16 protein-coding genes are annotated in these 23661 nt (G+C 70.7%); 3 read left to right on the top strand and 13 right to left on the bottom strand.

Annotated features, from left to right (window positions below; genetic code table 11):
• Positions 1-41 precede the first annotated feature (41 nt).
• Positions 42-3053: an alpha-mannosidase gene (locus tag IE107_RS25410; protein ID WP_189546598.1), complete on the top strand. Its 3012-nt coding sequence runs from the start codon at positions 42-44 to the stop codon at positions 3051-3053.
• Between the two features lie 54 nt (positions 3054-3107).
• Positions 3108-4835: a serine/threonine-protein kinase gene (locus IE107_RS25405; protein WP_189546596.1), complete on the top strand. Its 1728-nt coding sequence runs from the start codon at positions 3108-3110 to the stop codon at positions 4833-4835.
• Positions 4836-4854: 19 nt separating this feature from the next.
• Here the strand turns inward: IE107_RS25405 and IE107_RS25400 are convergent, their stop codons facing one another.
• The 7 genes from IE107_RS25400 to IE107_RS25370 all read right to left on the bottom strand — a co-directional run bounded on the left by IE107_RS25400 (position 4855) and on the right by IE107_RS25370 (position 13844).
• A complete protein-coding gene (locus tag IE107_RS25400) occupies positions 4855-5496 on the bottom strand; it encodes a hypothetical protein (protein ID WP_229867237.1) in 642 nt (213 codons plus the stop codon).
• Complete coding sequence (locus tag IE107_RS25395) at positions 5493-6203, bottom strand: hypothetical protein (RefSeq protein WP_189546594.1); 711 nt, start codon at positions 6201-6203, stop codon at positions 5493-5495. Before IE107_RS25395 ends, IE107_RS25400 begins: the two co-directional genes overlap by 4 nt.
• Positions 6204-6318: 115 nt before the next feature.
• On the bottom strand, positions 6319-7293 hold the full coding sequence (locus tag IE107_RS25390; RefSeq protein WP_189546592.1) for an acetylxylan esterase: 975 nt from the start codon (positions 7291-7293) through the stop codon (positions 6319-6321).
• A 114-nt stretch (positions 7294-7407) separates the two neighbouring features.
• The gene (locus IE107_RS25385; RefSeq protein WP_189546590.1) at positions 7408-10200 is read right to left on the bottom strand and encodes a DOMON domain-containing protein; all 2793 of its coding nucleotides are present in this window, start codon (positions 10198-10200) and stop codon (positions 7408-7410) included.
• A gap of 172 nt (positions 10201-10372) precedes the next feature.
• On the bottom strand, positions 10373-11296 hold the full coding sequence (locus IE107_RS25380; RefSeq protein WP_189546588.1) for a carbohydrate ABC transporter permease: 924 nt from the start codon (positions 11294-11296) through the stop codon (positions 10373-10375).
• The gene (locus IE107_RS25375) at positions 11296-12330 is read right to left on the bottom strand and encodes a carbohydrate ABC transporter permease (RefSeq protein ID WP_189546586.1); all 1035 of its coding nucleotides are present in this window, start codon (positions 12328-12330) and stop codon (positions 11296-11298) included. The genes IE107_RS25380 and IE107_RS25375 overlap by 1 nt, the downstream gene beginning before the upstream one ends.
• 131 nt (positions 12331-12461) lie before the next feature.
• On the bottom strand, positions 12462-13844 hold the full coding sequence (locus tag IE107_RS25370) for an extracellular solute-binding protein (RefSeq protein ID WP_189546585.1): 1383 nt from the start codon (positions 13842-13844) through the stop codon (positions 12462-12464).
• A 231-nt stretch (positions 13845-14075) separates the two neighbouring features.
• Between IE107_RS25370 and IE107_RS25365 the strand changes: the two genes are divergently transcribed.
• Entirely contained in the window at positions 14076-15887 is a 1812-nt protein-coding gene (locus tag IE107_RS25365; RefSeq protein ID WP_189546582.1) for a DUF8769 domain-containing protein, read from the top strand.
• A gap of 163 nt (positions 15888-16050) precedes the next feature.
• Here IE107_RS25365 and IE107_RS25360 read toward each other — a convergent pair whose 3' ends face one another.
• The 6 genes from IE107_RS25360 to IE107_RS25335 form a co-directional block, all read right to left on the bottom strand.
• Positions 16051-17256, bottom strand: a complete 1206-nt coding sequence (locus IE107_RS25360; protein ID WP_189546580.1) for an FUSC family protein — start codon at positions 17254-17256, stop codon at positions 16051-16053.
• A 97-nt stretch (positions 17257-17353) separates the two neighbouring features.
• The gene (locus IE107_RS25355; RefSeq protein WP_189546578.1) at positions 17354-18499 is read right to left on the bottom strand and encodes a glycosyltransferase; all 1146 of its coding nucleotides are present in this window, start codon (positions 18497-18499) and stop codon (positions 17354-17356) included.
• A 557-nt stretch (positions 18500-19056) separates the two neighbouring features.
• Positions 19057-20979 (bottom strand): molecular chaperone HtpG, encoded by a 1923-nt coding sequence (gene htpG / locus IE107_RS25350; RefSeq protein ID WP_189546576.1) that lies wholly within the window; start codon positions 20977-20979, stop codon positions 19057-19059.
• Positions 20980-21066: 87 nt separating this feature from the next.
• Positions 21067-21882 carry an SDR family NAD(P)-dependent oxidoreductase gene (locus tag IE107_RS25345; RefSeq protein WP_189546574.1) on the bottom strand — a complete coding sequence of 272 codons (816 nt, stop codon included), beginning with the start codon at positions 21880-21882 and terminating at the stop codon, positions 21067-21069.
• A gap of 59 nt (positions 21883-21941) precedes the next feature.
• Positions 21942-22763 carry an SDR family NAD(P)-dependent oxidoreductase gene (locus tag IE107_RS25340; RefSeq protein ID WP_268246615.1) on the bottom strand — a complete coding sequence of 274 codons (822 nt, stop codon included), beginning with the start codon at positions 22761-22763 and terminating at the stop codon, positions 21942-21944.
• A gap of 65 nt (positions 22764-22828) precedes the next feature.
• Positions 22829-23611 carry an HAD hydrolase family protein gene (locus IE107_RS25335; protein WP_189546573.1) on the bottom strand — a complete coding sequence of 261 codons (783 nt, stop codon included), beginning with the start codon at positions 23609-23611 and terminating at the stop codon, positions 22829-22831.
• Positions 23612-23661 lie beyond the last annotated feature (50 nt).

The raw sequence follows: 23661 nt of genomic DNA, 5'->3' as shown, positions 1-23661 counted from the left end.
CACCGCTTCGCACACACTTCATTCAGAGGGGCCCTTCACCCATGCATGACGACCGCACACTGACCGAGGAGCGCCTTGACCGCGCCCTGCGCGAGCGCATCCGCCCCGCCGTCCATCCACGGACGGCGCCCCTGGAATTCGAGGTCTGGCACGCTCCCGGCGAACCGGTGCCCTTCGCCGAGGCGGTGGCCGCGCCCTTCAAGCCCGGTGCCGTCGGGGACGACTGGGGGCCGGCCTGGGGCACCAGCTGGTTCCGGGTGACCGGCCGCGTCCCGACGGAGTGGGCCGGTGAGACCGTCGAAGCGGTGATCGACCTCGGTTTCGCCAAGGACCGGCCCGGGTTCTCCGCGGAGGCGCTGGCCCACCGGCCGGACGGCAGCGTCGTCAAGGCGCTCAACCCGCGCAACACCTGGCTGCGGGTGGGCGAACCGGTGGGGGGCGGCGAGGAGTTCACGTACCTCCTGGAGGCCGCCGCCAATCCGGAGATCCTGGACGGTGTCAGTGCGCTGGGCGACCGGGAGACCGCGGGCAGCGAGCCGATGTACCGCGTCGAGCGAATGGACCTCGCGGTCTTCGACCGGCAGGTGTGGGAGCTGGTCCAGGACCTGGAGGTGCTCGACCAGCTGATGCGGCAGCTGCCGCTCGGCTCGGCACGACGCTGGGAGATCCTGCGCGCGGTCGAACGCTGCCTGGACGCCCTGGACCTGGACGCAGTGGGGGCGAGCGCGCCCGCCGCCCGGGAGCGGCTGCGCGCCGTGCTCTCCTCCCCCGCGCACGCCTCCGCCCACCGGCTTTCGGCCGTGGGTCACGCGCACATCGACTCGGCGTGGCTGTGGCCGTTGCGGGAGACGGTACGCAAGGTCGCCCGCACCACCTCCAACGTGGTGGCGCTGATGGACGACTGCCCGGAGTTCGTCTTCGCGATGTCGCAGGCGCAGCAGCTGGACTGGCTGCGCGAGCACCAGCCCGCGCTGTACGCCCGGGTGAAGGAGAAGGCCGCCGCCGGGCAGTTCGTGCCGGTGGGCGGGATGTGGGTGGAGTCGGACACCAACATGCCCGGGTCGGAGGCACTGGCCCGGCAGTTCGTGTACGGCAAGCGGTTCTTCCTGGAGGAGTTCGGGGTCGAGACCGAGGAGGTCTGGCTGCCCGACTCCTTCGGCTACTCGGCGGCGCTGCCGCAGCTGGTGAAGCTCTCCGGTTCTCGCTGGTTCCTCACTCAGAAGATCTCGTGGAACACGACGAACCCGTTTCCGCACCATTCGTTCCTGTGGGAGGGGCTGGACGGCACCCGGGTGTTCACGCACTTCCCGCCGGTGGACACCTATGTGGCCGAGCTGTCCGGTGCGGAGCTCGCACACGCCGAGGCGAACTTCCGGGACAAGGGCCATGCCACCCGCTCACTGGTGCCGTTCGGCTGGGGCGACGGCGGTGGCGGCCCCACCCGCGAGATGCTGGCGCGCGCCGAGCGGCTCGCGGATCTGGAGGGTTCGCCCAGGGTGACGATCGAGCGGCCCGCGGAGTTCTTCGCCGCCGCCGAGGCGGAGTACGACCGGCCGCCGGTGTGGCTGGGCGAGCTGTATCTGGAGCTGCACCGCGGGACGTACACCTCGCAGGCGCGGACCAAGCAGGGCAACCGGCGCAGCGAGCATCTGCTGCGGGAGGCGGAGCTGTGGGCGGCGACCGCCGCGGTGCGGACCGGATTCCCTTATCCGTACGAGGAGTTGGACCGGATCTGGAAGAGCGTGCTGCTGCACCAGTTCCACGACATCCTGCCGGGCTCGTCGATCGCGTGGGTGCACCGGGAGGCGGAGGCGACGTACGCCCGGATCGCCGCGGAGCTCGAAGCGGTGATCGGGGCGGCGCAGCGGGCGCTGGCCGGCTCTCCGGAAGGGGACTGCGCGGTGGTGTTCAACGCCGCTCCGCACGACCGGGCCGGCATCGCTGCGGGCGGCGCCGCGCTCGCGCCGCGGGATGCGCAGCCGGCGGTGGAGGTCGAGGAGCTCGGCTCCGGCTTCCGGCTGGACAACGGTGTGCTGCGGGTGACCGTGGACGCGCGGGGGCTCGTGGTCTCCGTCCTCGACCTGGTGGCGGGGCGCGAGACCGTCGCCCCGGGCTGCACGGCGAATCTGCTCCAGGTCCACCCGGATCTGCCCAACCGCTGGGACGCGTGGGACGTCGATGCCTTCTACCGCAACACGGTGACCGATCTGACCGAGGCGGACGTCGTGCGCCGCAGCGGTGACGGCGTCGAGGTGGTGCGTACCTTCGGTTCGTCCCGCGTCACCCAGCTGCTGACGCTGCGGCCCGGTGCCCGGCGCCTGGACATCGACACCGAGGTCGACTGGCACGAGCAGGAGAAGTTCCTCAAGGCGGCGTTCCCGATCGATGTGCGCGCCGATCACTCCACGGCGGAGACCCAGTTCGGGCACGTCCAGCGCCCGACACACACCAACACCAGCTGGGAGGCGGCCAAGTTCGAGATCTGTGCCCACCGCTTCCTGCATGTCGGCGAGCCGGACTGGGGTGCGGCGCTGATCAACGATTCGACGTACGGGCACGACGTGACCCGTACGGTCCGCGAGGACGGCTCGACCACGACCACGGTGCGGCTGTCGCTGCTGCGGGCGCCCCGCTATCCCGACCCGGCGACCGACCAAGGGGTGCACCGGCTGCGGTACGCGCTGCTGCCCGGGGCGACGATCGCTGACGCGGTGCGCGAGGGCTGGCGCTTCAGTCTTCCCGAGCGCCGGGTGCCGGGCATTGCCGCGGTGGCGCCGCTGGTCTCGGTGGACGACGACGCGGTGGTGGTGACCGCCGTGAAGCTCGCCGACGACGGCAGCGGCGACGTGGTGGTCCGGCTCCACGAGGCGCACGGCGGGCGGGTCTCGGCGCGTCTGACGGCGGGCTTCGCGCTGGCCGGGGCGAGCGTCACCGATCTGCTGGAGCGTCCACTCGCCGAAGGGAGCGCCGAGGTGGACGGCGATGCGGTGCGGCTGGTGCTGCGGCCCTTCCAGATCGTGACGCTCAGGCTCATACCGAACAACGACGTGTGAGGCGTACGGGGTGGGTGCGCACTGCCGCGGACCTGCCCCGTACTCTCTTTTTCCATGACCGCTGGGGGGCCTGTGCGCCGTGTGATCGACGACCGTTTCGAGCTGGTGAACAGGCTCGGCAGTGGCGGTATGGGCATGGTGTGGCGGGCCCACGACCTGGCCCTGCACCGCGATGTGGCGCTCAAGGAGGTCCGGCCCCCGGATCCGGCGCTCGCCGAGAACGACCCGGAGTCGGCCAGGCTGCTGCGCGAGCGGGTGCTGCGTGAGGCCCGTGCGCTGGCCCGGCTCGACCACCCGGGTGTCGTCACGGTCCATCACATCGTGGACGGCGGCGAGGGTACGTACCCGTGGATCGTGATGGAGCTGGTGCCCGGCGCCTCCCTCGCGGAGCGCCTGGCGGAGGGGACGCTCACCCCGGTCGAGGCCGCCGGGCTGGGCCGCGGGGTGCTGTCCGCGCTGCGCGCCGCCCATGCCGCCGGAATCCTGCATCGCGACGTCAAGCCCGCCAACGTACTGCTGCGGGCCGACGGAAGCCCGGTGCTCACCGACTTCGGCATCGCGGCGATCCGCGAGTCCACCAGTCTGACGGCGACCGGCTCGATCATCGGCTCCCCGGACTACATGGCGCCCGAGCGCATCCGCGGCGAGGAGGGCGACCCCTCCTCGGACCTGTGGTCGCTCGGCATGATGCTGTACGTAGCCGTGGAGGGCCGGCATCCGCTGCGCAAGGCCACCACGCTGGCGACGCTGGCGGCCGTGCTGGACGAGGAGATACCGCCGCCCCGGCAGGCCGGTCCGCTGACCGGGGTGCTGAACGCCCTGCTGACCCGGGACACGGCCGCGCGGCCCGGTCCCGAGGAGCTCGATCGGATGCTGGCGTCGGTGGGCGAGCCGGCCTCGACGCCCGGACCGGGCCGGGCGGAGCCGCGGGACGCCGTACCTCCTCGCCAGGACCCGCCCACCCGGCAGGACGTGGTGCCGCCCGGCTACGGCCAGGCCGGCCCGACCACCGCCCTGCCCACCGCCCCCGTGCGGCACCCGTCCGTCTCGTACGGGCCCGGTCGGCCGCCCGTCACCGCTCCCCCGCCCCACCCGCCCGTGACGCTGGGCACCCAGGAGGCCCGTCGCCGGGTCCGGCGGGGCCGTGCCGTCGCGATCACCACCGCGCTCGCCGGGACCGCCCTGACCGGCGCCCTGGTCTGGTCGCTGGTGCCCGACTCGGAGGCGAAGGACTCCGGCAGCGCCTCGTCCGCCCCGGACCGGACTCCGGGCGCTCCCTCGCCCGCACAGAAAAAGAAGAAGGACAGTTCGCAGCAGGCCGCGGCGCCGACCGGGGATCTGCTGACGCCCTCCGCCGCACGGTCCGTCATCGCGGCGCTCAAGCCGGTGATGGGCGGCACCAGGGTCACATCGTTCACGCTGTACGACGTGCACGCGAGCGCCGAGGCCCCGGTCGCGAAGAACAAGAGCCTGTACGACGTCTTCAGCTACCGGGACGGCAAGGCCGCCCGGGACCGGGCGGGCGGCACCCTCATGTCGGACGCCAAGTCCGTGGACCTGGAGAAGTTCGACTGGGACGCCCTGCCGGGGCTGATCCGCCGGGCGGACAAGGAGCTCGGTGTCGCCGAGCCCACCAGCCACTACGTGGACATCGACCCGGCTTCCCCGTTCGACGGCTACCAGCCGACGCTCAGCGTCTACGTCTCGGACGAGTACGGCGGCGCCTACCTCCGGGCCGACATCAACGGCAAGGTGCTCAAGAAGTACCCACGCAACGGCTGAGCGGTCGCCCGGCAGCCTCTCAGCCCAGCACCCGTACCAGCACCAGCAGCACGGCCGCGATCACCACACCCGACACCAGCGAGTGGAACCCGGCCGGAACACCGCCGGCCCGGCGCTTCACCTCGCCCGCCGGCGGGACGAGGCGCTCCGCGCGGGCCAGCCACTCGCGCGGCGGGCTGGCGGGGACGACGACCCGCCAGGGCTGCTCGGGGTCGTACTCGACGACCGCCCTGGACCGGTGCAGCAGCCCCTGCAGGTCGAGGGGGTGACGGACTTCGATCCGGTAAGGGGGCAGTTCGTCGGTCACCACGGTCAGGTCGAAGGCGAACACGGACTTCACGGCCTGCCCGTCAACGGACGTCCGGCCGTTCTCCTTGTTCACCGCCTTCACCCCGTTGACCACGGCGGGTGCGAAGGCGCGCGGGCCGCCGGAGCGGAGCCCGGGGGCGGCGACGCCCGACTTCATGTCCTCGGCCGCCTTGCCGTACGCCGTCAGTGCCAGGGCCGTCACGGGGAGCGCGAGCACCAGCAGCCAGCGGGGGCCGTCCGTGGCGCCCTGGACCAGCGCGGCCAGCGCGAGGCCCGTGCCGAGCGCGGACACCACGGTGAGCAGCCTGACGAAGCCGCGCAGGGAGGACGCGGAGGGGGTCGATGCGGTCATGAGAGGCGCAGCACCTTCCGGCGGGGGATGACGACCCTGGTGTGTGCCGGGTCGTCGGGGCGGTCGGCGTCGTAGAGGGCGAGGAGGTCCCGCTTGAGGGCGATGCGTTCCACGACGGCCGGGACCTCGTGGCGCACCCCGGCCGTGTCGTCGAACACCACGGTGACCTCGCCGTACCTGCGGCCCACCGACCGCCAGCCCTCGATCACGGCGTCGGCCGTGGTGTAGCGGCGGTTGAGCCTGCGCAGCCCCCCGGCGCGCCGCATGCTGACCGCCGCGCCCCACCATGCGGCGAGGCAGCCCACGCCTGCGACGGACCACAGGAAGGTGAGCCACTGGGAGACGGAGAAGTCTCCGAGCGGAAGGAGGATGTGGAAGCTGGTGACGGTGTTCCGCTCGACCTGGCCCTCCGCCAGCGCGTCGTACCAGCCGGCCGCGGCCGCGACGGCGGAGAGTGCGATCACCGCGCCCGGTGCCGCCCGGTGCAGGTACCGGGCACAGAGCAGGCCGAGGACGACGGCGAAGGCGATTCCGAGCATCGGGGACGTCGACGCGAGTTGGTCACTGGCACAGCCCCCGGCCAGGTCGCAGGACCATTTCACCCCCACCGCCTCGTGGCTGGCGATGTACCACATCATCCAGACCTGCCACACCATCAGCGCGCAGGCGATGGCACGCATCGCCTGCGCATAGGCTTTCTGCCGCACTGTCCGCCCTAGTCCTTGCCATGTGACGGGGCATCGACGTGCCCCGGTGGACGATATACGTGCTGTCCACACCTTGTCCGTGACCCAGCCCACGCCGCCCGCGGCACGGCAGGGCTCAGACGACGCTGTTCAGCGCCTTGGGTACCCAGCGGAGCTGGGCGGCCTCCTGGAACATGGCTCCGCCCTCGTGTCCGTTGAACGGGTAGACCTCGATCTCCTTCTCGCCCGGGTACGCGTTGTGGGCGGCGAAGACCGTGGACGGCGGGCAGACCTGGTCCATCAGCGCGACGGAGAAGAGCGCGGGGGCACTTCCCCGGGCGGCGAAGGACACCCCGTCGAAGTACGACAGGGTGCGCAGGACGGTCTCCTCCTTGCCACGGTGCATCTTGAGGTAGCCGGCTATCTCCGCGTACGGGTTGGAGTCGGTGAGCGTGACGGCCCGTCCGAAGTGGCAGAGGAACGGGACGTCGGCGGCGATCGCGGCCAGGTCGGGGACGAGTGCGCCGACCGCGAGGGCGATGCCGCCGCCCTGGCTGCCGCCGAGGGCGACGGTGCGGGCGGGGTCGGCGAGCGGATGGGACCGGGCGGCTTCGACGGCTCGTACGGCATCGGCGTGGACCCGGCGGTAGTAGTAGCTCTCCGGGTCGTCGATGCCCCGGGTCATGAAGCCCGCGTGGGAGGGGCCGGAGCCGACCGGGTCGGGGGTGTCACCGACGTTGCCGCCGCTGCCCTGGCCGCGTACGTCCATGATGAAGTGGGCGAAGCCGGCCAGCGGCCACATGCCCCAGCAGTGCGGGAGGCTGCGGCCGCCGTTGTAGCCGTGGAACTGGACGACGAGCGGGAGCGGGCCCTCGGCATGGGCGGGTGCACTGAACCAGCCCTTGATCGGGTGGCCGCCGAAGCCGGCGAACGTGACGTCCCAGGTGCGCAGGCCGGTCAGCCCGGTCTCGACGGGTTCGAAGGAGACCGCGGGGTCGTGGGCGCGGGTCTCGGCGAGGGTCTTCGCCCAGAAGGCGTCGAAGTCGTCCGGTTCGTCGATCTTCGGCCGGTAGGCGCGGAGTTCGGGCAGCGGCATGTCGAACAGGGCCATGGAGCTGGTCTCCTCACGGTGGTATTCCGGACAGTCTGCCGTGCGGTGGTACGGCATGGAGCGGCGGGGCCGGTTGCTGTCAGGTGCACCCGGCCCCGCCTGTCGGGGGGTGGTTCAGTCGGTCAGCTGGACGGCCCGCAGTCCGGTGGAGCTCTTGGAGTTGTTGGTGATGCCCGAACCCCACTCGGACCAGCCGCGCGCCCGGCCGTCGTTGTCGATGTCATTGACGGCGATGCCGAGTCCGATGGACGCGGTCGGCTTGCCGCTGAGGCCGAGCGACGCCCAGGGCACCGTCACCGTGTAGCTGGTGGTGGTGCCGTCCCGGGTGATCCGGGCGGTGGCCCCCGGGGTCGGCCCGGCGCTCTGGCCGGCCGGTGCCCGCCAGGTGTGGACCTGCGGCTTGCCGCCCACCAGCGAGGCGCCGACCTCGACGTACTGCCGGCTGCGGCCGGGCAGCTCGGGGGTGACGGCGAACTGGATGCTGTCGCCCTGCCACATGTTCTCGGCGGTGGTGGCGGGCTGGGCCAGGACGTTGTCGGTGATCTCGCCCTTCAGCACGAGTCCGGCGTCGGTGTACTGGGGCCGGACGGCGCCGGACAGGTCGGCGGCGCCGTTGTAGCCGCCCTTGTAGCTGACGGAGCCGTCGGCGATGACGTCGATGGGGGTGGTGGTGTCGGTGCCGGCCGGCTGGACGGAACCCCAGCCGTTCCAGGCGCCCACGGCGGTCCTGGTTCCGTCGGGGGTGTTGATGTAGGCGGCCGTCCAGTAACGCTTCCACTGCTTGATGTTGCGCGCGTCCACCGTGTACGAGGCGCTGGAACCGGCGCCGACCTCGATCGGTCCGTCGATGGTGCCCCGGTCCAGGTAGCTGGTGCCCTCGTTCACCTGCCAGTCCAGCCTGGTGAGTTCGAGCGGGCCGCGGACGCGGTTGTTGGTGACGGTGACCTTGAGCCCGGCCGCGAACGGCGCCGCCTTTTTCACCACGGGGTCGAAGGTGACCTCGGTCGGGGGCACCACCTCGGTGTCGGTGGTGAGGCGGGCGAGGTTCACCGGCCCGAGTCCGACCGTGCCGCTGACCGTGCGCGGGCCGGTGAGGGCCGAGGTGGGCAGTTCCACGTTCTGCCGGACGACCTTGCCGGGCTGCGCGGTCACCCGGTACTTCTCGCCGGCGATCCGGAAGTCGTAGCGCAGCGGCAGCGTCCGGCCCTTGGTGCCGTCCACCTGGAGCACCGCGTCGACGGTCTCCTCGGTGTTGGAGTGCTGGGGCAGCCGCAGGGAGAACACGGGGCCGCTCACGGTCTTGACCGCGGTCACCGCGCCCTTGACGTACAGCACCTTGCCGTCGATGCCGAGCTGCACCTTGCCGCCGACCGGGAGGTAGGTCTTGTCGTGGCCCATCTGGTCGGTGACGGTGACCGGGCCGGTCGCCGACAGCTCCGCCGTTCCCGGTGTCGCGGCCGTGGTGTACAGCGCCCGGACGGTGTCGGTCCCGGTGCCGAAGCGGTATGAGCGGACGTCGGCGGAACCCGCGTCGTCACGGCCCGCGTAGACGCGGCCCGCGAGCTGCCGGATCAGCACGCCCTCGGTGACCACGGACGGCTTGGGCTGCCAGGCCTTGACCTCGGCGGTGGGACGCTTGAAGGCGCCGAAGTTGTGTTCCTTGTTGGTGGCGTCGGTGCCGTCGTTGGTGAGGTCGTACCAGTAGTAGCGGTTGACGCCCGAGGCGAAGGAGAAGATCTGGGCGCGCGGCACGTACGCGGCCTGCTGGGCGGGGGTGACGCCGTCGCTGTGGGTCGGGTAGCCGTTCTCGGTGATCCAGAGCGGGAAGTTCTTGCCGCCGGCCGCGTCGAGGTCGGCGCGTACCTGCGGCAGCTTCTCCAGCGCGGTCTCGGGCGGGAGAGGGTAGCCGTAGTGGTGAACGCTGAGCGCGTTCATGTAGTTCAGGCCACCGATCGCGTACAGCCGCTTCAGCCAGTCCGTCTGCAGGCCGGCCAGGCCGCCGCCGACGACGGTGGCGTCCGGGACCTTGGCATGCACCTTGCCGTAGCTCGCCTTGAGCAGCTTGAGGTAGCAGTCGGCACTGATGCCGCAGGTGCCGTTGTTGAAGCCGGTCGAGTTGTACTCGTTGTAGATCTCGATTTCCTTCGAGGACCGCTGGTACTTCTCCACGGCGGCGGCGGTGAACTTCCCGTACGCCTCCAGTGCCTCGTCGGAGGCCGGGGTCCGGTTGCTGTCGTACAGGGGGTTCCGGTACCCGGAGATGGGCAGGGCGGTCAGCCCCTGCGACTTGGCGTACGGGATGTGCTGGTCGGTGGAGTAGTTGCTCCAGGTGTACTCGCCGGCAGTCTTCTCGATGGCGCCCCAGTTGATGTCGGAGCGGATCCCGTGCATGCCCATCAGCTTGACCGAGCGCAGCAGCTTCTGGTCGTCGCCGCCGTTCCATCCGTAGTGGATGCCGGTGCCGAAGCGCGTGTCCTGCTGTTCCTTGCCGGTCAGCGCGGTCAGTACGCCGAAGTTGACGCTACGGGTGGTGGTGCCGGCGGTCGCCGTGAGCGTGTAGTAGCCGCTGCCGAGCCCGGTGGCGTCGACGGTGGCCGTGCCGCCCGAGACCGGGGCGGTGCCCGATGCGACGGTCAGGCCCTGGTCGTCCACGGCCTTCCAGGCCACCGAGGCCTGGTCGGAGGTGAGGGTGACCTTCGCCTGGCCCTTGACGAAGATCAGGTCGGGCGAGGTGACGGTGAGGGTGCCGGCCGCGTGGGCGGCCGGGGCCGTGCCGGGCAACGGCGCCGCCACCAGCAGGCAGCCGAGCAGGGCGGCCGCGCCGCCCCATGCGGCGGACCGTCCCGGGCGACCCATTACTCTGGCCGGAGCCAGAGGACCTGGCCGGATCTTGCCGTTCTGTTCCATCGAGGCTTCCTCTCGATCGGATCGGCGCGGTGCGTTTCGGTGGTTCCCGGGTGGGGGTGTGCTCCGTCGGCTGTACCCCGGCGGAGCACACCGGCCCGTGTGCCGTCGGCGCGCACCGCTGCCGCCGTCGGCCGGCGCGGACGGGGGTTCCGCGCCGCTGCCCGGGTGGTCCTCATCCCTTGAGGCCGGTGAAGCCTCCCCCGCCGCGCACGATCTGCCGCTGGAAGATCAGGAACAGCACGACCGGGGGCAGGATGGCGAGCAGCATCCCGGCGATGAGCAGCGACTGTTCCGCCGTTTCCGCGAGGCGCGGCAGTGCGGCGGAGATGGGCTGCTTCTCGGTGTCCGGGATGACGATCAGTGGCCAGAGGAAGTCCTTCCAGGAGTTCATGACCGTCAGCAGGGTCACCACCGCGAGGATCGGCCGTGACATGGGCAGCACGATCCGGCGGAAGATGACGAACGGACCCGCGCCGTCGACCTTGGCGGCCTCGAAGAGTTCGCGCGGAATGCCGTCGAAGAACTTCATCACGATCAGTACGGTGAAGGCGCTGGCCGCGTGCGGCAGCCAGACGCCCCACGGGCTGTTGGCGAGCGAGATGCCGAGGCCGGGCAGGTCGAGCACGGTGAGGTAGAGCGCCACCAGGGAGATGGAGCCGGGGATGAAGAGGGTGGCGAGCACCATCCACCGCACGGGCGCCGCCCACTTGGGGCGCAGCACGGACAGGACGTAGCCGCCGGTGGTGGCGACCACGAGGTGGGCGACGACCGAGCCGGTGACCAGGACCACGGTGTTCCAGAGGTACTGGCCGACCTGGAGTTCGCTCCAGGCACGGGAGAGGTTGTCCCACTGCGCGTGACCGGGCCAGAGCGCCAGCGGGTCGCGCAGCAGCTCCTGGGTCGGTGAGACGGCGCCCTTGAAGGTCCAGTAGAGGGGCGCCGCTCCGAAGGCGAGCAGCAGCAGGAGCGAGAGGGTCTGCACGGAACGGAGCGAGAGGCGTACGGAGGTGCGTCGCCGGTCGGCGCTGGATATGAGACCGCGTCCGCTCTGCTCGGGGCGGTTCCTGCGGCTGCGAAGGGGGGTCTGTACGGCCATCAGTTGCTCCAGCTCCTCGTCGCCCTCAGATAGATCGCCGAGAGCACGCCGAGCACGAGGGCCAGCATGACGCTGAGTGCTGTCGCGGCTCCGAAGTCGCCGTTCTGGAAGGCGTAGTTGTAGATCAGCATCAGGACGGTGAGTGTGGAGTCCTCCGGGCCGCCGTCCGTCATCACGAAGGGTTCGGTGAAGACCTGCAGGGTGCCGATGATCTGGAGCAGCAGCATGATCAGGACGACCCCGCGCAGTGACGGCAGAGTGATGTGCCAGACCCGGCGCCAGATGCCCGCGGCGTCGATCTCGGCGGCCTCGTACAGCTCGCCCGGTACGGAGCCGAGCGCCGCCAGGTAGATGATCACGGTGGATCCGAAGCCGGCCCAGGTGGCTTCCAGAACGATCGACAGCATCGCGGTGTCGGTGGACTGCAACCAGGGGTAGGGGCCGAGGCCCACATGGGCCAGCAGCTGGTTGAACAGGCCGGCGTCCGGGTCGTAGAACACCTTCCACAACAGGACGGAGACGACCGGCGGGATCGCCACCGGGAGGTAGGCGAGGATACGGAACAGCGTTCCGCCGCGCCGCAGTTCGGCGATGAGCACCGCGAGGAAGAGCGGCACCGGAAAGCCGATCGCCAGGGCGAGCACGGCGAACAGCGCGGTGTTCTTGACGGCCTTCCACAGCAGCGGGTCGTCCAGCACATGGCGGAAGTTGTCCAGGCCCACCCAGGTGGCGGGGTCCACCAGATTGGTCTGCTGGAAGCTGAGCTGCACGCTCTGGACGATCGGCCACCACGAGAAGTAGGCGAAGCACAGCACCATCGGCAGGCCGAACAGGATGGTGGTGACACCTCCTCGCCTGACCCAGCGGACGAGGCGTTCCGCCGGGCCGCCGCCGCGATGCGGGGAGGCGTTGTGCGGCGGCCCGTCGGGGGTACGCGGCCGGGCCGCGGACGGGTCGGCGGAACGTGGTTTCCTCGTCCGGTCCTTCCGGGTGCGGTTCCCGCCGGGCGCCGCAGGCGCTTGCGACCTGCTCATCGACGTCTCCTCGCCTCTCCTCGTGCTGTGCTCACTGCCTGATGTGCCGGACGCTCCGGCCTGCCGGAAGGGTCCTGGGCTCTTTCGTCCGGACCGCGCCGGGGCTCGCGGGCCCCGGCACCGGACACGCCCTAGTTCTGCGCCCGCTCCACCTGGGACTCGACCTGTGCGGCGGCCTTCTTCAGCTGCTCAGCGGGGTCGGCGTCCTGGCGGGTCAGTACGGCCTGCACGGCGCTGTCGAGGGCCTTGTAGACGTTCTGCGCCTCGACGGGCGGCTCGATGGCCAGTTCGTAGTCGCCGAGCGTGCCGCTGTACGGGGCGAAGTTCCCGACCGGCACATTGGCCTGCTTGTTGACCGCGGCATCGACCGGGCCCGCGATGGTCGGCTTGTAGAACGGGACGCTCGGCACGCCGATGACGGCGCCGTCCTTCTTCTTGGACACCGCGTCCTTCTCGGCGAGCGCTGCGTCGTACTTGGTGGAGAGGTAGTAGAAGTCGATGAACTTCGTCGCGGCCTCGCGCTGCTGCGCGGTGGCCCTGGGGCTGATCACCGCGATGGTGCCGCCGGCCAGGGTCCGCTTGCTGCCGCCGCCGACGGGCATGGCGCCGAGGCCGATGGTCTTCGGGTCGCCCTTGTACTGCTGGACGTAGTGGCCGACCATGCTCGGGCCGGCGATGGTCATGCCGATCTTCCCGGCGGAGAAGTCCTTCTCCATGTCGGTGATGTTGCGCAGCTGGTTCTTGCCCATCGAGTCGTCGGACCAGCGCATGTCCTTGAGCACCTTCAGGGACTTCTCCGCGCCGCTGCCGGCCCGGTCGAAGGTGTTGGCCCACTTGCCTCCGGACTCCTCCTGCATGCTGTCGCCGAAGGAGTACGCCATCGCGGTCAGCATCCAGCCGCCCGTGTTCTCCTTGGTCATCTGCGCGTATCCGGTGGCCTCGGTCTTCTCGGAGATCGCCTTGGCCGCCGAACGGACCTCGGACCAGGTGGCCGGCGGCTTGTCCGGGTCGAGTCCGGCCTTCTCGAACAGGTCGCGGTTGTAGACCAGGCCGAGGGCGTACTCCTCGGTGGGGATGCCGTAGAGCTTGCCGTCCACGCCCTTCGCTGCCCCGAGCGCGACCTCGTTGAAGTCCTCGCTGTGCTTCAGCGACTTGAAGTCCGAGGTGAGGTCGGCGATCTGCCTGCGCTTGATCAGGCCCGACATCTCGGTCAGCGGCACCCGTACGACCGTCTCCAGGCTGCCGCCGCCCACCTTGGTCTGGAAGCTCTGCTGGTCGTACTGGTACTCGTTCGTCTTGACCTTGATCTTGGGATTGGCCTTCTCGAACTCCGCCACCCGCGCGTTGAAGACCTTGAGCGCTGCCGCGTTGGTCGCCGGCGGGCGCCCGGAGACCGTGATGGTCACCGTACCGTCCCCGGCGGCATCACTGCCGGAACCGGAACACGAGGCAAGCACGCAGACGAGCGCACCCGCGGTGACGCCCGTCAGGGCGATGCGCAGGGAGGGTCTCATCGGGGACTCCATTCAAGGGCAGACCGGGAACTGGCTGGAAAGCGTTTTCCAGCCGGGGTCACCTTGCACCGCCCGATATCGCCGCGTCAATGGGTTCGGTGCGGGCATCTGCCCCGGAGCCCAACGAATGCCCCTTGCCGCAGCGCACACGTCGGCTTAGCCTCTGGAAAACGTTTCCCAAGCGCTTTCCGGAGATCGTCGGCCCGACGATCGCGAGCTGGAGGACATCCCGTGCACCCTGCCTGGTCGGCCGCCGAGTACGACCGAACCCTGCTGCGAGCGGCCCTCGCCGAGGGCGATCGCTGCTGGGACGCCGAGGCGAACCTGTTGCAGGTCGAAGCCCCGTACAACCCCATCCACACCCGCATCAAGGGCGGTCTCGCACACCCCACGCGCAACTCCCTGCACTACGCCCTTCTGCTGCTCGAACGCGGCGGCGAGGGCGATGCCGAGCGCGCCCACGCCGTGATCCGGCGGATCGCCGGGCTCCAGGACCGGTCGCCGGAGAACGCCACCTACGGAATCTGGGGCTACTACGCCGAGGAACCGGCGGCGGAGATGGAGCCGGCCGACTGGAACTGGGCGGACTTCCTCGGCATCGCCCTGCTGCTGGTGGACGCCCGCCACGGCGACCGTCTGCCGGCCGGCGTGCGGCACGAACTGCGGGAGTCGCTGCGGCACGCGGCCGCGTCGATCGTCCGCAGGAATGTGCACCTGACGTACACGAACGTCGCCGTCATGGGCACGTTCGTGACGCTCGCCGCCGGAAAACTCCTCGACGACGAGGAGCTGTTCGCGTACGGCAAGGACCGCATGGTGCGGCTCTCGCAGGCCATCGACAGCACCGGCAGCTTCACCGAGTTCAACAGCCCGTCCTACTGGGGCGTCGTGCTCCAGACCCTGACCCTGATCAGGCAGCACGTCACCGACGAGGACACACTGGAGCTCAACGACCGGCTCCACGACCGGCTCTGGCTGCACTTCCTGGCCCGCTGGCACCCGCCGACCCACCAGCTCTCCGGCCCGATGGCCCGCTGCTACAGCAACGACCTGGGTGTGCCGCCGTTCCTGGCGAAAGCGGTCGGGGGGCTGCTCGGCGCGCCGGAACCCCGCCCGGTCCGGGGCGAGATGGCGACCGGGGTGGAATCCTGCGTGGACTACCGGATGCCCGACTGGGTCCGTCCCCGGCTGCTGGAGCTGGAGGGCGCGCACGAGCACCGGGAGCTGTTCACCGGGAGCCCGGCCCCGGAGACCGGCACCACCTGGCTGGATCCGGTCACCACCCTGGGCAGCGTGAACCACCAGGACACCTGGCTCCAGCGTCGGGCTCTGTTCGGCCACTGGGTACGCCCGGACGGGACCTCCGGACATCTGCACGTCCATCTGATGAAGGACGACGGGGCGGAGGACTTCGACTTCGCCTCGGGTGTGCTCTCCACGGTGCAGAGCGGTCCGCACGTGGCCTGGCTGACGGGCTTCGCCTGCCCGGCGGGCGACCGGCACCATCACCTCGACATGATCGAGCCGGGCGACCGGTTCCGGGCACGGTCGCTGCGTCTGGTGGTGGACCTGATCGGTGCGCCGCCCGTGGCGGAGGCATCCGCGGTCGACGGCGGCATCGAAGTCGACCTGGGGACGGCGCGGCTGGACTTCCACCTGGCCGGCGGTGCGTTCGGCGGCCGTACACCGACCGCCCGGCTGGTGCCGCACGCCGACGGGGTGCGGATCGAAGTGGTGCTCTTCGAGAGCGCGACCCCGGCCGAGCTGGACTGGGCGGAGCTCGGCGACACCTTTGCCGCGGGGACCCTGTCCCTCGTGCCGTCCGGTACGGAGCAGGGTGCGCGGCCCGCACCGGACGTGGAGGTGAACGTGGCCGGCGACCGCGCCGAGGTGCGGTGGACGACCCCGCGGGGGAACCGGCTCACGGTGTGCGGCGGCCGGTCGGTCGTCTCCCGCGAGGCGCACGCCGCACTGCACTCCGCGACTCTGGACGGCGCCGAGCCGCCGTCGCCCCGCCTGTCGGATTCCCTGCTGGTTCCGTAGGACACCGATCGCAGTCGGCCGCGGGCAGCACGCGGCCGGCTGCGTCCGCGCTACGGATACGGGCGCCGGCGGCCTGGGGACGATGCCGTAGCGGTCGCCGTCGAGCGCCTGCCGGACTCCGGCTGAAGCCCGCGCCTTCGCCGGCTCTGCCCCTGCCCCGTCGTCAGCTCTGCTCGGTGCCGAGCCGGCGTGACGCGGCGCGCAGCCAGGGATGGCGTTCGTGGAGTTGCGCGGAGCGCCGGTCCAGCTCCTTGCCCAGGCGTTCTGTGCGCTTGTCGATGTCGAGCTCGTCCAGGATCCGGTCGACCTCGGCGAGCAGCGCGCCGTGCAACTGCCACTGCCCGGGGTGTTCCTGGATGTCCTCGAGGAGCAGATCGGCTACCCGGTCCCTGGCCGCGCGGCTGACGGCGAGTGCCTGTGCCAGGCGGTCCTCCGCCTCCTCGGCGTTCTCCGCGAGCGGGGTGGTGATCAGTTCCGAGAAGCTCTCGACGGCACCGGCCATCTGCCCGAAGAGCTCCATCAGCGACTCGGCCACGTCCGGTGGGAACAGCGTCTCGTCGGTACGGGCCTTGGCCAGGTCGGTCAGGGTGCGCGAGAGCACCCGCAGCACCACGGCGCAGATCTCCAGGGTGTCCAGACCGGTGCGCAGCACGACCCGGTACAGCAGGCCCTGCCGGACGCGCGGATTGAGTGTGAGGCTGTCCTCGGCCTGCCGCAGCGAGGCGTCGACCTCCACGATGTCGTGGTCGAGGCGACGGGCGGCGTGGAGCCGGCCGGCCGCCTGCTCGACGGTGATGTGACCGCTGACATCCTGGCCCATCGCGCGGAGCATCCGTCCCATCTCGCGGGCCAGGCCGTCGATGGAAGCACCCGCGGGCTGCACCCACACGGGAGGGGCGAGAAGGAGGTTGAACAGCAGCCCCACTCCGGCGCCGATCAGGGTCTCCAGCACCCGGTCCCAGGCGGTGGACGCGACCTGCGAGACGCCCAGGACGAGCATCGCGCTGATCGCCACCTCGGGTACGAACTCCCCGACGCGCACCAGCCGCCCGATGATCAGCGAGGCGAAGATCGTCAGCCCGAGGCTCCACCAGTTGAGGCCCACCAGCGCGCTGAACACGGTGGCGATGAGCACCCCGACCACGACCGAGTTCACCCGGCGGATGCCGGTGGTGAGGGTCGCGTACAGGGTGACCTGTACGACGAGGAGCGCGGTGAGAGGGGCCGTGAGCGGTGCGGGATGCGGCAGGGTCCACACCGCCACGACGTAGGCGATGACCGCGGCCGCCGTGGAGCGCAGGGTCTGCGCTCCGGCGGGCTCGGTCGTACGCCGGACGAGCTCGATCACGGGTGCGGATACTCGGGCCATCTTCTTCCCATGCCCGCCCGCGCTCCATGGAAGCACCTCGGCACGGCGACACCCACCGTACGGCCGTGCGGGCCGGCGGCCGGGCCGCGGCCCGGGGTCACGGTGCGAGGGTGGCGAGCAGTTCCGCCGCCGTGGCGGTGGTCCGCACCTCGTCGGCCAGGGACCGGGCCCGCGCACCGTACGACGGCTCCTCGAGGAGCAGTTCGGCGGCGGCGCGGATGCTCCGTACGTCGTCGGGGCCCAGCACCGGCGGCTCGTTCGCCGGGGCGCCGGCCGGGGTGACGACCTTCCCCGCCCCTGCCTCGGCCACCAGCCGGGCGTTCTCCGGCTGGTCGGCGAAGAGGGGGACGCAGACCACGGGGACACCGACCGCGAGGGCGCCGAAGACCGTCCCCGAGCCGCCGTGGCAGACCACGAGCGAAGCACTGCGCAGGACGTCCGCCTGCGGGACCCACTGCTCCACGTGGACATGGGGCGGGAGCGGTCCGAGGTCCGTCGCGTCGACGTGGTGCCCGGTCGTGAGCAGTACGCGCACCGGCAGCGCGCTCACCGCCGCCAGAACCGCTCGGTACAGGCCGATCGCGGTCGGCAGGGCGCCCGCCTCGGTACCGAGGGTGACATGGACCAGCGGATCCCGCGCCCCGCCCCACCAGTCCGGCAGCACGTCCTGCCGGAGGTCTTCGTGGTAGCGGTGGGTCGCGGCGTACGGAGACGGGTCCAGGGAGGCCGGCAGCCGGGTCAGATACGGGGCGGCGAGGAGCCGCTCGGCGATGCCGGGACCGTACGCGTCGAGCACGGGGCCCAGAAGCGGGTCGGTGGCGGCGGTGAACTGCGCGGCGGAGACCGCGACCCGGGCATGCGGGATTCCGTGGCGCTCGGCGGCCACCACCGAAGCGAACTCGAACGTCTCGTGCAGGACGAGGTCGGGGCGCCAGTCGCGACAGGCCTCCTCCAGTGCGGGAAGCATCGCGGCGGTGCCGAGCCGGCCGAACACTTCCTTGACCATCATGGAGGCGCCGTCGTCCGGGGGCAGCTCCAGCACGGGCGCCATGACCCGCGCGATTTCCTCCTTGGGCGGCTCCCCGCCGATGCGGTACGGCTGTTTCCGGGACGCCAGTAACGCTTCGAGTGCCGGTGGGGCGACGACGAGGACGTCGTCGCCCCGCGCCGTGCACGCGTCGATGAGAGGAACGAGTGGGTGGAAGTGGCCCGCGCCGCGGGTCGAGGCGAAAAGTACACGCATGGGCCGAGCCTAGAGATCTCCGCCCTCTGCCTGTAGGGCCGCTTTCCGCCTGATTACGGCGCGTTTCTGGTGTCTGTGCGCCGTGCGGCTGTCGGGCCCGGCCGGCCGGGAAGCGGACCGGAGCGCCGGGGAAGGGGCCGACCCTCAGGGAGTCGGGGCGCAGCCGGGCCACTGCCCGTACCTCGATCCTCGCTCCGGACCGCGCGGTTCGCATCCTGATCGGCCCGGCGCCACCGCCGGCACGGTCCCGCCGCACCGTGTGACGGCGGGACCGTGCCGGCGCCGGATCAGCTCCCGGCGGTTCCGGAGGCGGGGGGCTGCCTCCGGCGCGGGCCGGGCCTCAGCAGGGGCGGAGGTACCGCGTCCGGGCAGCCACTCACTTCGGCCGGCCCGCGTACGGCACCGGGCCGGCGGACGCGATCACCGGGCTCCGGCTCGCCCCCGTGACGCCCGGCCGGCAAGGGCGCCGGCCTGCCGCTGCCGGCGCCCTTGCGCCGACAGCGATCGGAGCCGTCAACTCCGGTGCGCCGCTCCGGGGCGTGCGGGAGCGGTCGCGTTCACAGGGTGCGTTCGAGGCGGTCGGCCATCAGCCTGACGAAGCGCGAGGGGTCGCCCAGTTCGCCGCCCTCGGCGAGCAGCGCCAGATCGTGGAGGAGCTCGGCCGTCTCCTGGAGACCGGCGCCGTCCTCCTCACCGCGCTCGGCGTGCGCCCGGTTGAGGCCGCTGACCAGCGAGTGCTCCGGATTGAGTTCGAGGATGCGCTTGACCTGGGGAATGTCCTGGCCCATGGCGCGGTACATGTTCTGCAGGGCCGGCGTCACGTCGTGCGTGTCCGAGACGATGCAGGCGGGCGAGACGGTGAGGCGCGAGGAGAGCCGCACCTCCTTGACGGTCCCGCTCAGCCGCTCCGTCATCCAGCCGAGCAGACCCGCGTACTCCTGCTGCCGGCCCTCGCGCTCGGTCGCGGCCTCCTTCTTCTCCTCCTCGGTGCCGAAGTCGACCTCGCCCTTGGCGACGGACCGCAGTTGCTTGCCGTCGAAGGCGGGTTCCGCCTCGACCCACACCTCGTCGACGGGGTCGGTGAGCAGCAGCACCTCGACGCCCTTGGCGCGGAACGCCTCCATGTGCGGGGAGTTCTCGATGGCCTGCCGGGACTCGCCCGTCAGGTAGAAGATGTGCTCCTGGCCGTCCTTCATCCGCTCCACGTACTGCCGCAGCGTGGTCGGTTCGTCCTTGTCATGGGTCGTGGCGAAGGACGACACACCGAGGATCGCCTCACGGTTCTCGAAGTCGCTCAGCAGCCCTTCCTTGAGAACACGGCCGAACTCCCGCCAGAACGTGGCGTACCGCTCCGGTTCGGCGGACATCATGTCCTTGACCGTCGACAGCACCTTCTTCGCCAGCCGCCGGTGCATCAGCTGGATCTGGCGGTCCTGCTGGAGGATCTCGCGCGACACGTTGAGCGACAGGTCCTGCGCGTCGACGACGCCCTTGACGAAGCGCAGGTACGGCGGCATCAGCGCTTCGCAGTCGTCCATGATGAAGACGCGCTTCACATAGAGCTGGACACCGCGCTGGTACCCCTGCATGAACAGGTCCTGAGGCGCGTGCGACGGGATGAAGAGCAGCGCCTGGTACTCGAAGGTGCCTTCCGCCTGGAGGCGGATGGTCTCCAGCGGGGCACTCCAGTCGTGGCTGATGTGCTTGTACAGCTCGTGGTACTCGTCGTCGGTGACCTCGTCGCGCGAACGCGCCCAAAGGGCCTTCATCGAGTTGAGCGTCTCGGGCTCGCGCGGGGCGTCGTCGGCCCCTTCGGCACCGTCGGCTGCCTCGGGGACCATCCGGACGGGCCAGGTGATGAAGTCCGAGTATCGCTTGACGATCTCCCTGATCTTCCACGGGGAGACGTAGTCGTGGAGCTGGTCGTCGACGTCCTCCGGCTTGAGCCGGAGCGTGACCGCGGTCCCCTGGGGAGCGCTGTCGACGGTCTCGATCGTGTACGTGCCCTCGCCGGAGGACGTCCACCGGGTGCCCTGGCTCTCGCCCGCGCGGCGGGTCAGCAGCGTGACTTCGTCGGCCACCATGAAGCTGGAGTAGAAACCGACGCCGAACTGACCGATCAGCCCTTCGGCCGCGGTGGTTCCCTCGGCCTCCTTGAGTTCCCGCAGGAACTTCGCGGTGCCCGAGTTGGCGATGGTCCCGATGAGCTGGACCACTTCGTCATGAGACATTCCGATGCCGTTGTCCCGCACAGTCAGTGTGCGGGTCTGCCGGTCGGTCTCGATGTCGATGTGGAGGTCGGACACGTCCGCGTCGAGCGAGTCGTCGCGCAGTGCTTCGAGCCGCAGCTTGTCGAGCGCGTCGGAGGCGTTGGAGACGAGTTCGCGCAGGAACACGTCCTTGTTCGAGTAGATCGAGTGGATCATCATCTGCAGAAGCTGTCGCGCTTCCACCTGAAACTCGAACGTCTCAGTGGGCATAATCCGTGATTCCTTCTCAGGTCCGCGGTCTGGGATCGGGCCTGAGAACTCTAGATCAGCCGGACCCGTCGGGGCGGCGCCGCCCTTCTACGGCCTCGGGTCTGCAGGCGCCACCGCGTAACCGTCGGCCGTCCAGCCGCCGTCGCTGACCATCACCTGGCCCGTGATGTTCGCGGACACCCCGGAGGACAGGAAGAGGGCGAGATGCGCGATGTCCTGCGGGCTGCCCAGACGGCCGCGCGGGGTCCGGCGGCGCAGCGCCCGGGTGTCGAGCCGCCCGGCGTCGGAGAGCCGGGTCAGCAGGTCGGTCTCGACGTACCCGGGCGCGAGCGCGTTGACCCGGATTCCGAAGGGGGCCCACTCGACGGCCAGGACCTTGGTGAGGGCGGCGACGGCGGCCTTCGTCGCGCAGTACGCCGCGCGTTCGGGCCCGGCGGTCACTCCGTACATCGACGAGGTGGTGAGGACAACGCCTCCGTCGCCCTCGCGCATGATGCGGGCGGCGGCGCGTGCGCAGACGAAGGCTCCGGTGAGATTGACGTCCAACGCAGTGTTCCAGCGGTCCAGTTCGAGATCGAGGGAGGGCGCGTTGGCGGACACACCGGCATTGGCGACCATGACGGAGAGCTCTCCCGTTGCGGCGGTGAACGAGGTGAGCGCCGCCGTCACCGCGTCCTGGTCGCCGACCGGGGCGGTGGCCGTCGCGATCACCTGGCCGGTGCGGCCCGCTGCCAGTGCGGGCCGCACCCGGTCCAGTTCCTCGCCGTCGATGTCGAGCAGCAGCACATGGCACCCGGCACGTACGTACGCGTCGGCCATCGCCAGCCCCAGGCCGCGCGCGGCGCCGGTGACGCATACGGACCTGCCGCCGAGGTCGGGGTAGATCGCCGCTTCCGTCGTCATGTTCCGTTCCGTTCCCGCTCGCACACTGCCGCTCTTCCCACCGGTGTTCTCGGTCCTGCTCAGATCATGTGCATTCCGCCGTTCACATGGATGACCTCGCCCTGCACGAAACTCGCCGCGGGCGAGCACAGGAAGGTGACGACGGAGGCCACCTCCTCCGGCCTGCCCAGGCGGCCGAGGGGCGTCGTGGCGAGCGCGGTGTCGCCGCGGGCGGCGACGTAGTCGCGGGTCATGGAGGTCTCGATGATGCCGGGCGAGACCATGTTGATCCGCGCCCTGGAGCCGAGCTCCCAGGCGAGGCTGCGGGAGAAGGCGAGCAGCGCCCCCTTCGTCGCAGCGTAGTGCGCGTGCCGGATGCTGCCGCGGTGACCGGCCATGGAGGTCAGGTTGACGATGCTGCCGCCCTCGTTGAGGTGGGGCAGGACGGCGCGGGTGAGGTAGAAGACACCGTTGAGGTTGACCGAGATGACGGTGTTCCACTGCTCGTCGGTCATCTCGGCGACGGCCTGCTCCGGGTAGATCCCGGCGGCCGGGACGAGGAAGTCGACCGAGCCGTACGTCTCGACCGCCGCGGCGACGAACGCGTTGTTGCTCTCCGGCGAGGCCGCGTCCAGGGTGCGGGTGGTCACGGTCGCGCCCGTGGGGTCGAGCGTCGCGGCGAACTCCTCCAGCGCCCCGGCGTTCAGGTCACCGAGGACCAGGTTGGCGCCGGCCGCGTGGAACTGGCGGGCCACCTCGCGGGCGATGTCCCCGGTCCCTGCTCGTCGGACACGCGCCTTGACGCTCGAAGGCCGGGCCGTAGAAGTTCTGTCCCTGCAGGACCGGACCTGCGCACGCCGGAGGTCGTCGCGACATCTGCTGCGCAGGAGGTGCTCGGCCACACTGCTGCCCGCGGCCGGCAGCCGCGCCCACTCGACGATCCTCCGTTCGGCGACCGGCGAGGGCTTCACACCACCCGGACGACGGCCCGGGCCGCCTCGGCCAGCAGTGAGATCTCGGCCGCGACTGCTTCCGGGTCGGCGGCGACGGTGACCTGGGCGACGTCGTGCAGACCCGGGTGCGAGCCGACGCGCACCGCCCGCTCGGCGTTCCGCAGGAGATCGAAGTCGTTGATGTCGTTGCCGAATGCGACGTACTCGCCGACCCCCAGCGAGCTCAGGGCTTCCCACTTCGTCGTCGAGCCCGGTGCGAAGTCGACGATCGCCTCGTCGAGGTGGTGGTTGACCGTCAGCCCCAGCCGGCGGCCGATGTCGGCGAGTGCCGCCATGTCCGACGCACCGACGACAAGGAACTTCACGACCTCGGGAAGCTCGGCGATGTCCACCATTTTCGCGAGACCGCCCTGGTCGACGCGGCCCCGGATCGGATGGCCCGCAGGTCCGGTATAGGCGTAGTCCCAGAGCCCGTCGGCGAGATACGTCGCCTCGTACTGCCCGACCGCGTCCATCAGCGCGCCGAGCCCGGCGGAATCGAAAGCGGCCCGGGCCCGGACCTGGCTGTCGACCGAGACGAGGCTCCCGTTCCCGCCGATCAACGTGGCGGCCGGGAAGGCACCGTCGAGGACGGGCAACAGGTCTCGGACAGGCCGGGCGGAGGCGAAGACCACATGGTGGCCGGCGCGCTCGCACTCGCCGATCGCGGCGAAAATACGGTCATCGATCGTTCGTCCGTCGAAGCAGAGCGTGCCGTCGATGTCAAAAACCAGTGTGCGGGCGCGAAGTGTGAACATTGTCGGATTGTATCCGGCAGGCCGACGGCGATGAGGTGGCGCCAATGGTG

It is taken from the genome of Streptomyces gelaticus, assembly GCF_014649535.1.
GTDB classification, from domain to species: Bacteria; Actinomycetota; Actinomycetes; order Streptomycetales; family Streptomycetaceae; genus Streptomyces; species Streptomyces gelaticus.
This window is presented reverse-complemented; position numbering and strand designations above follow the sequence as displayed.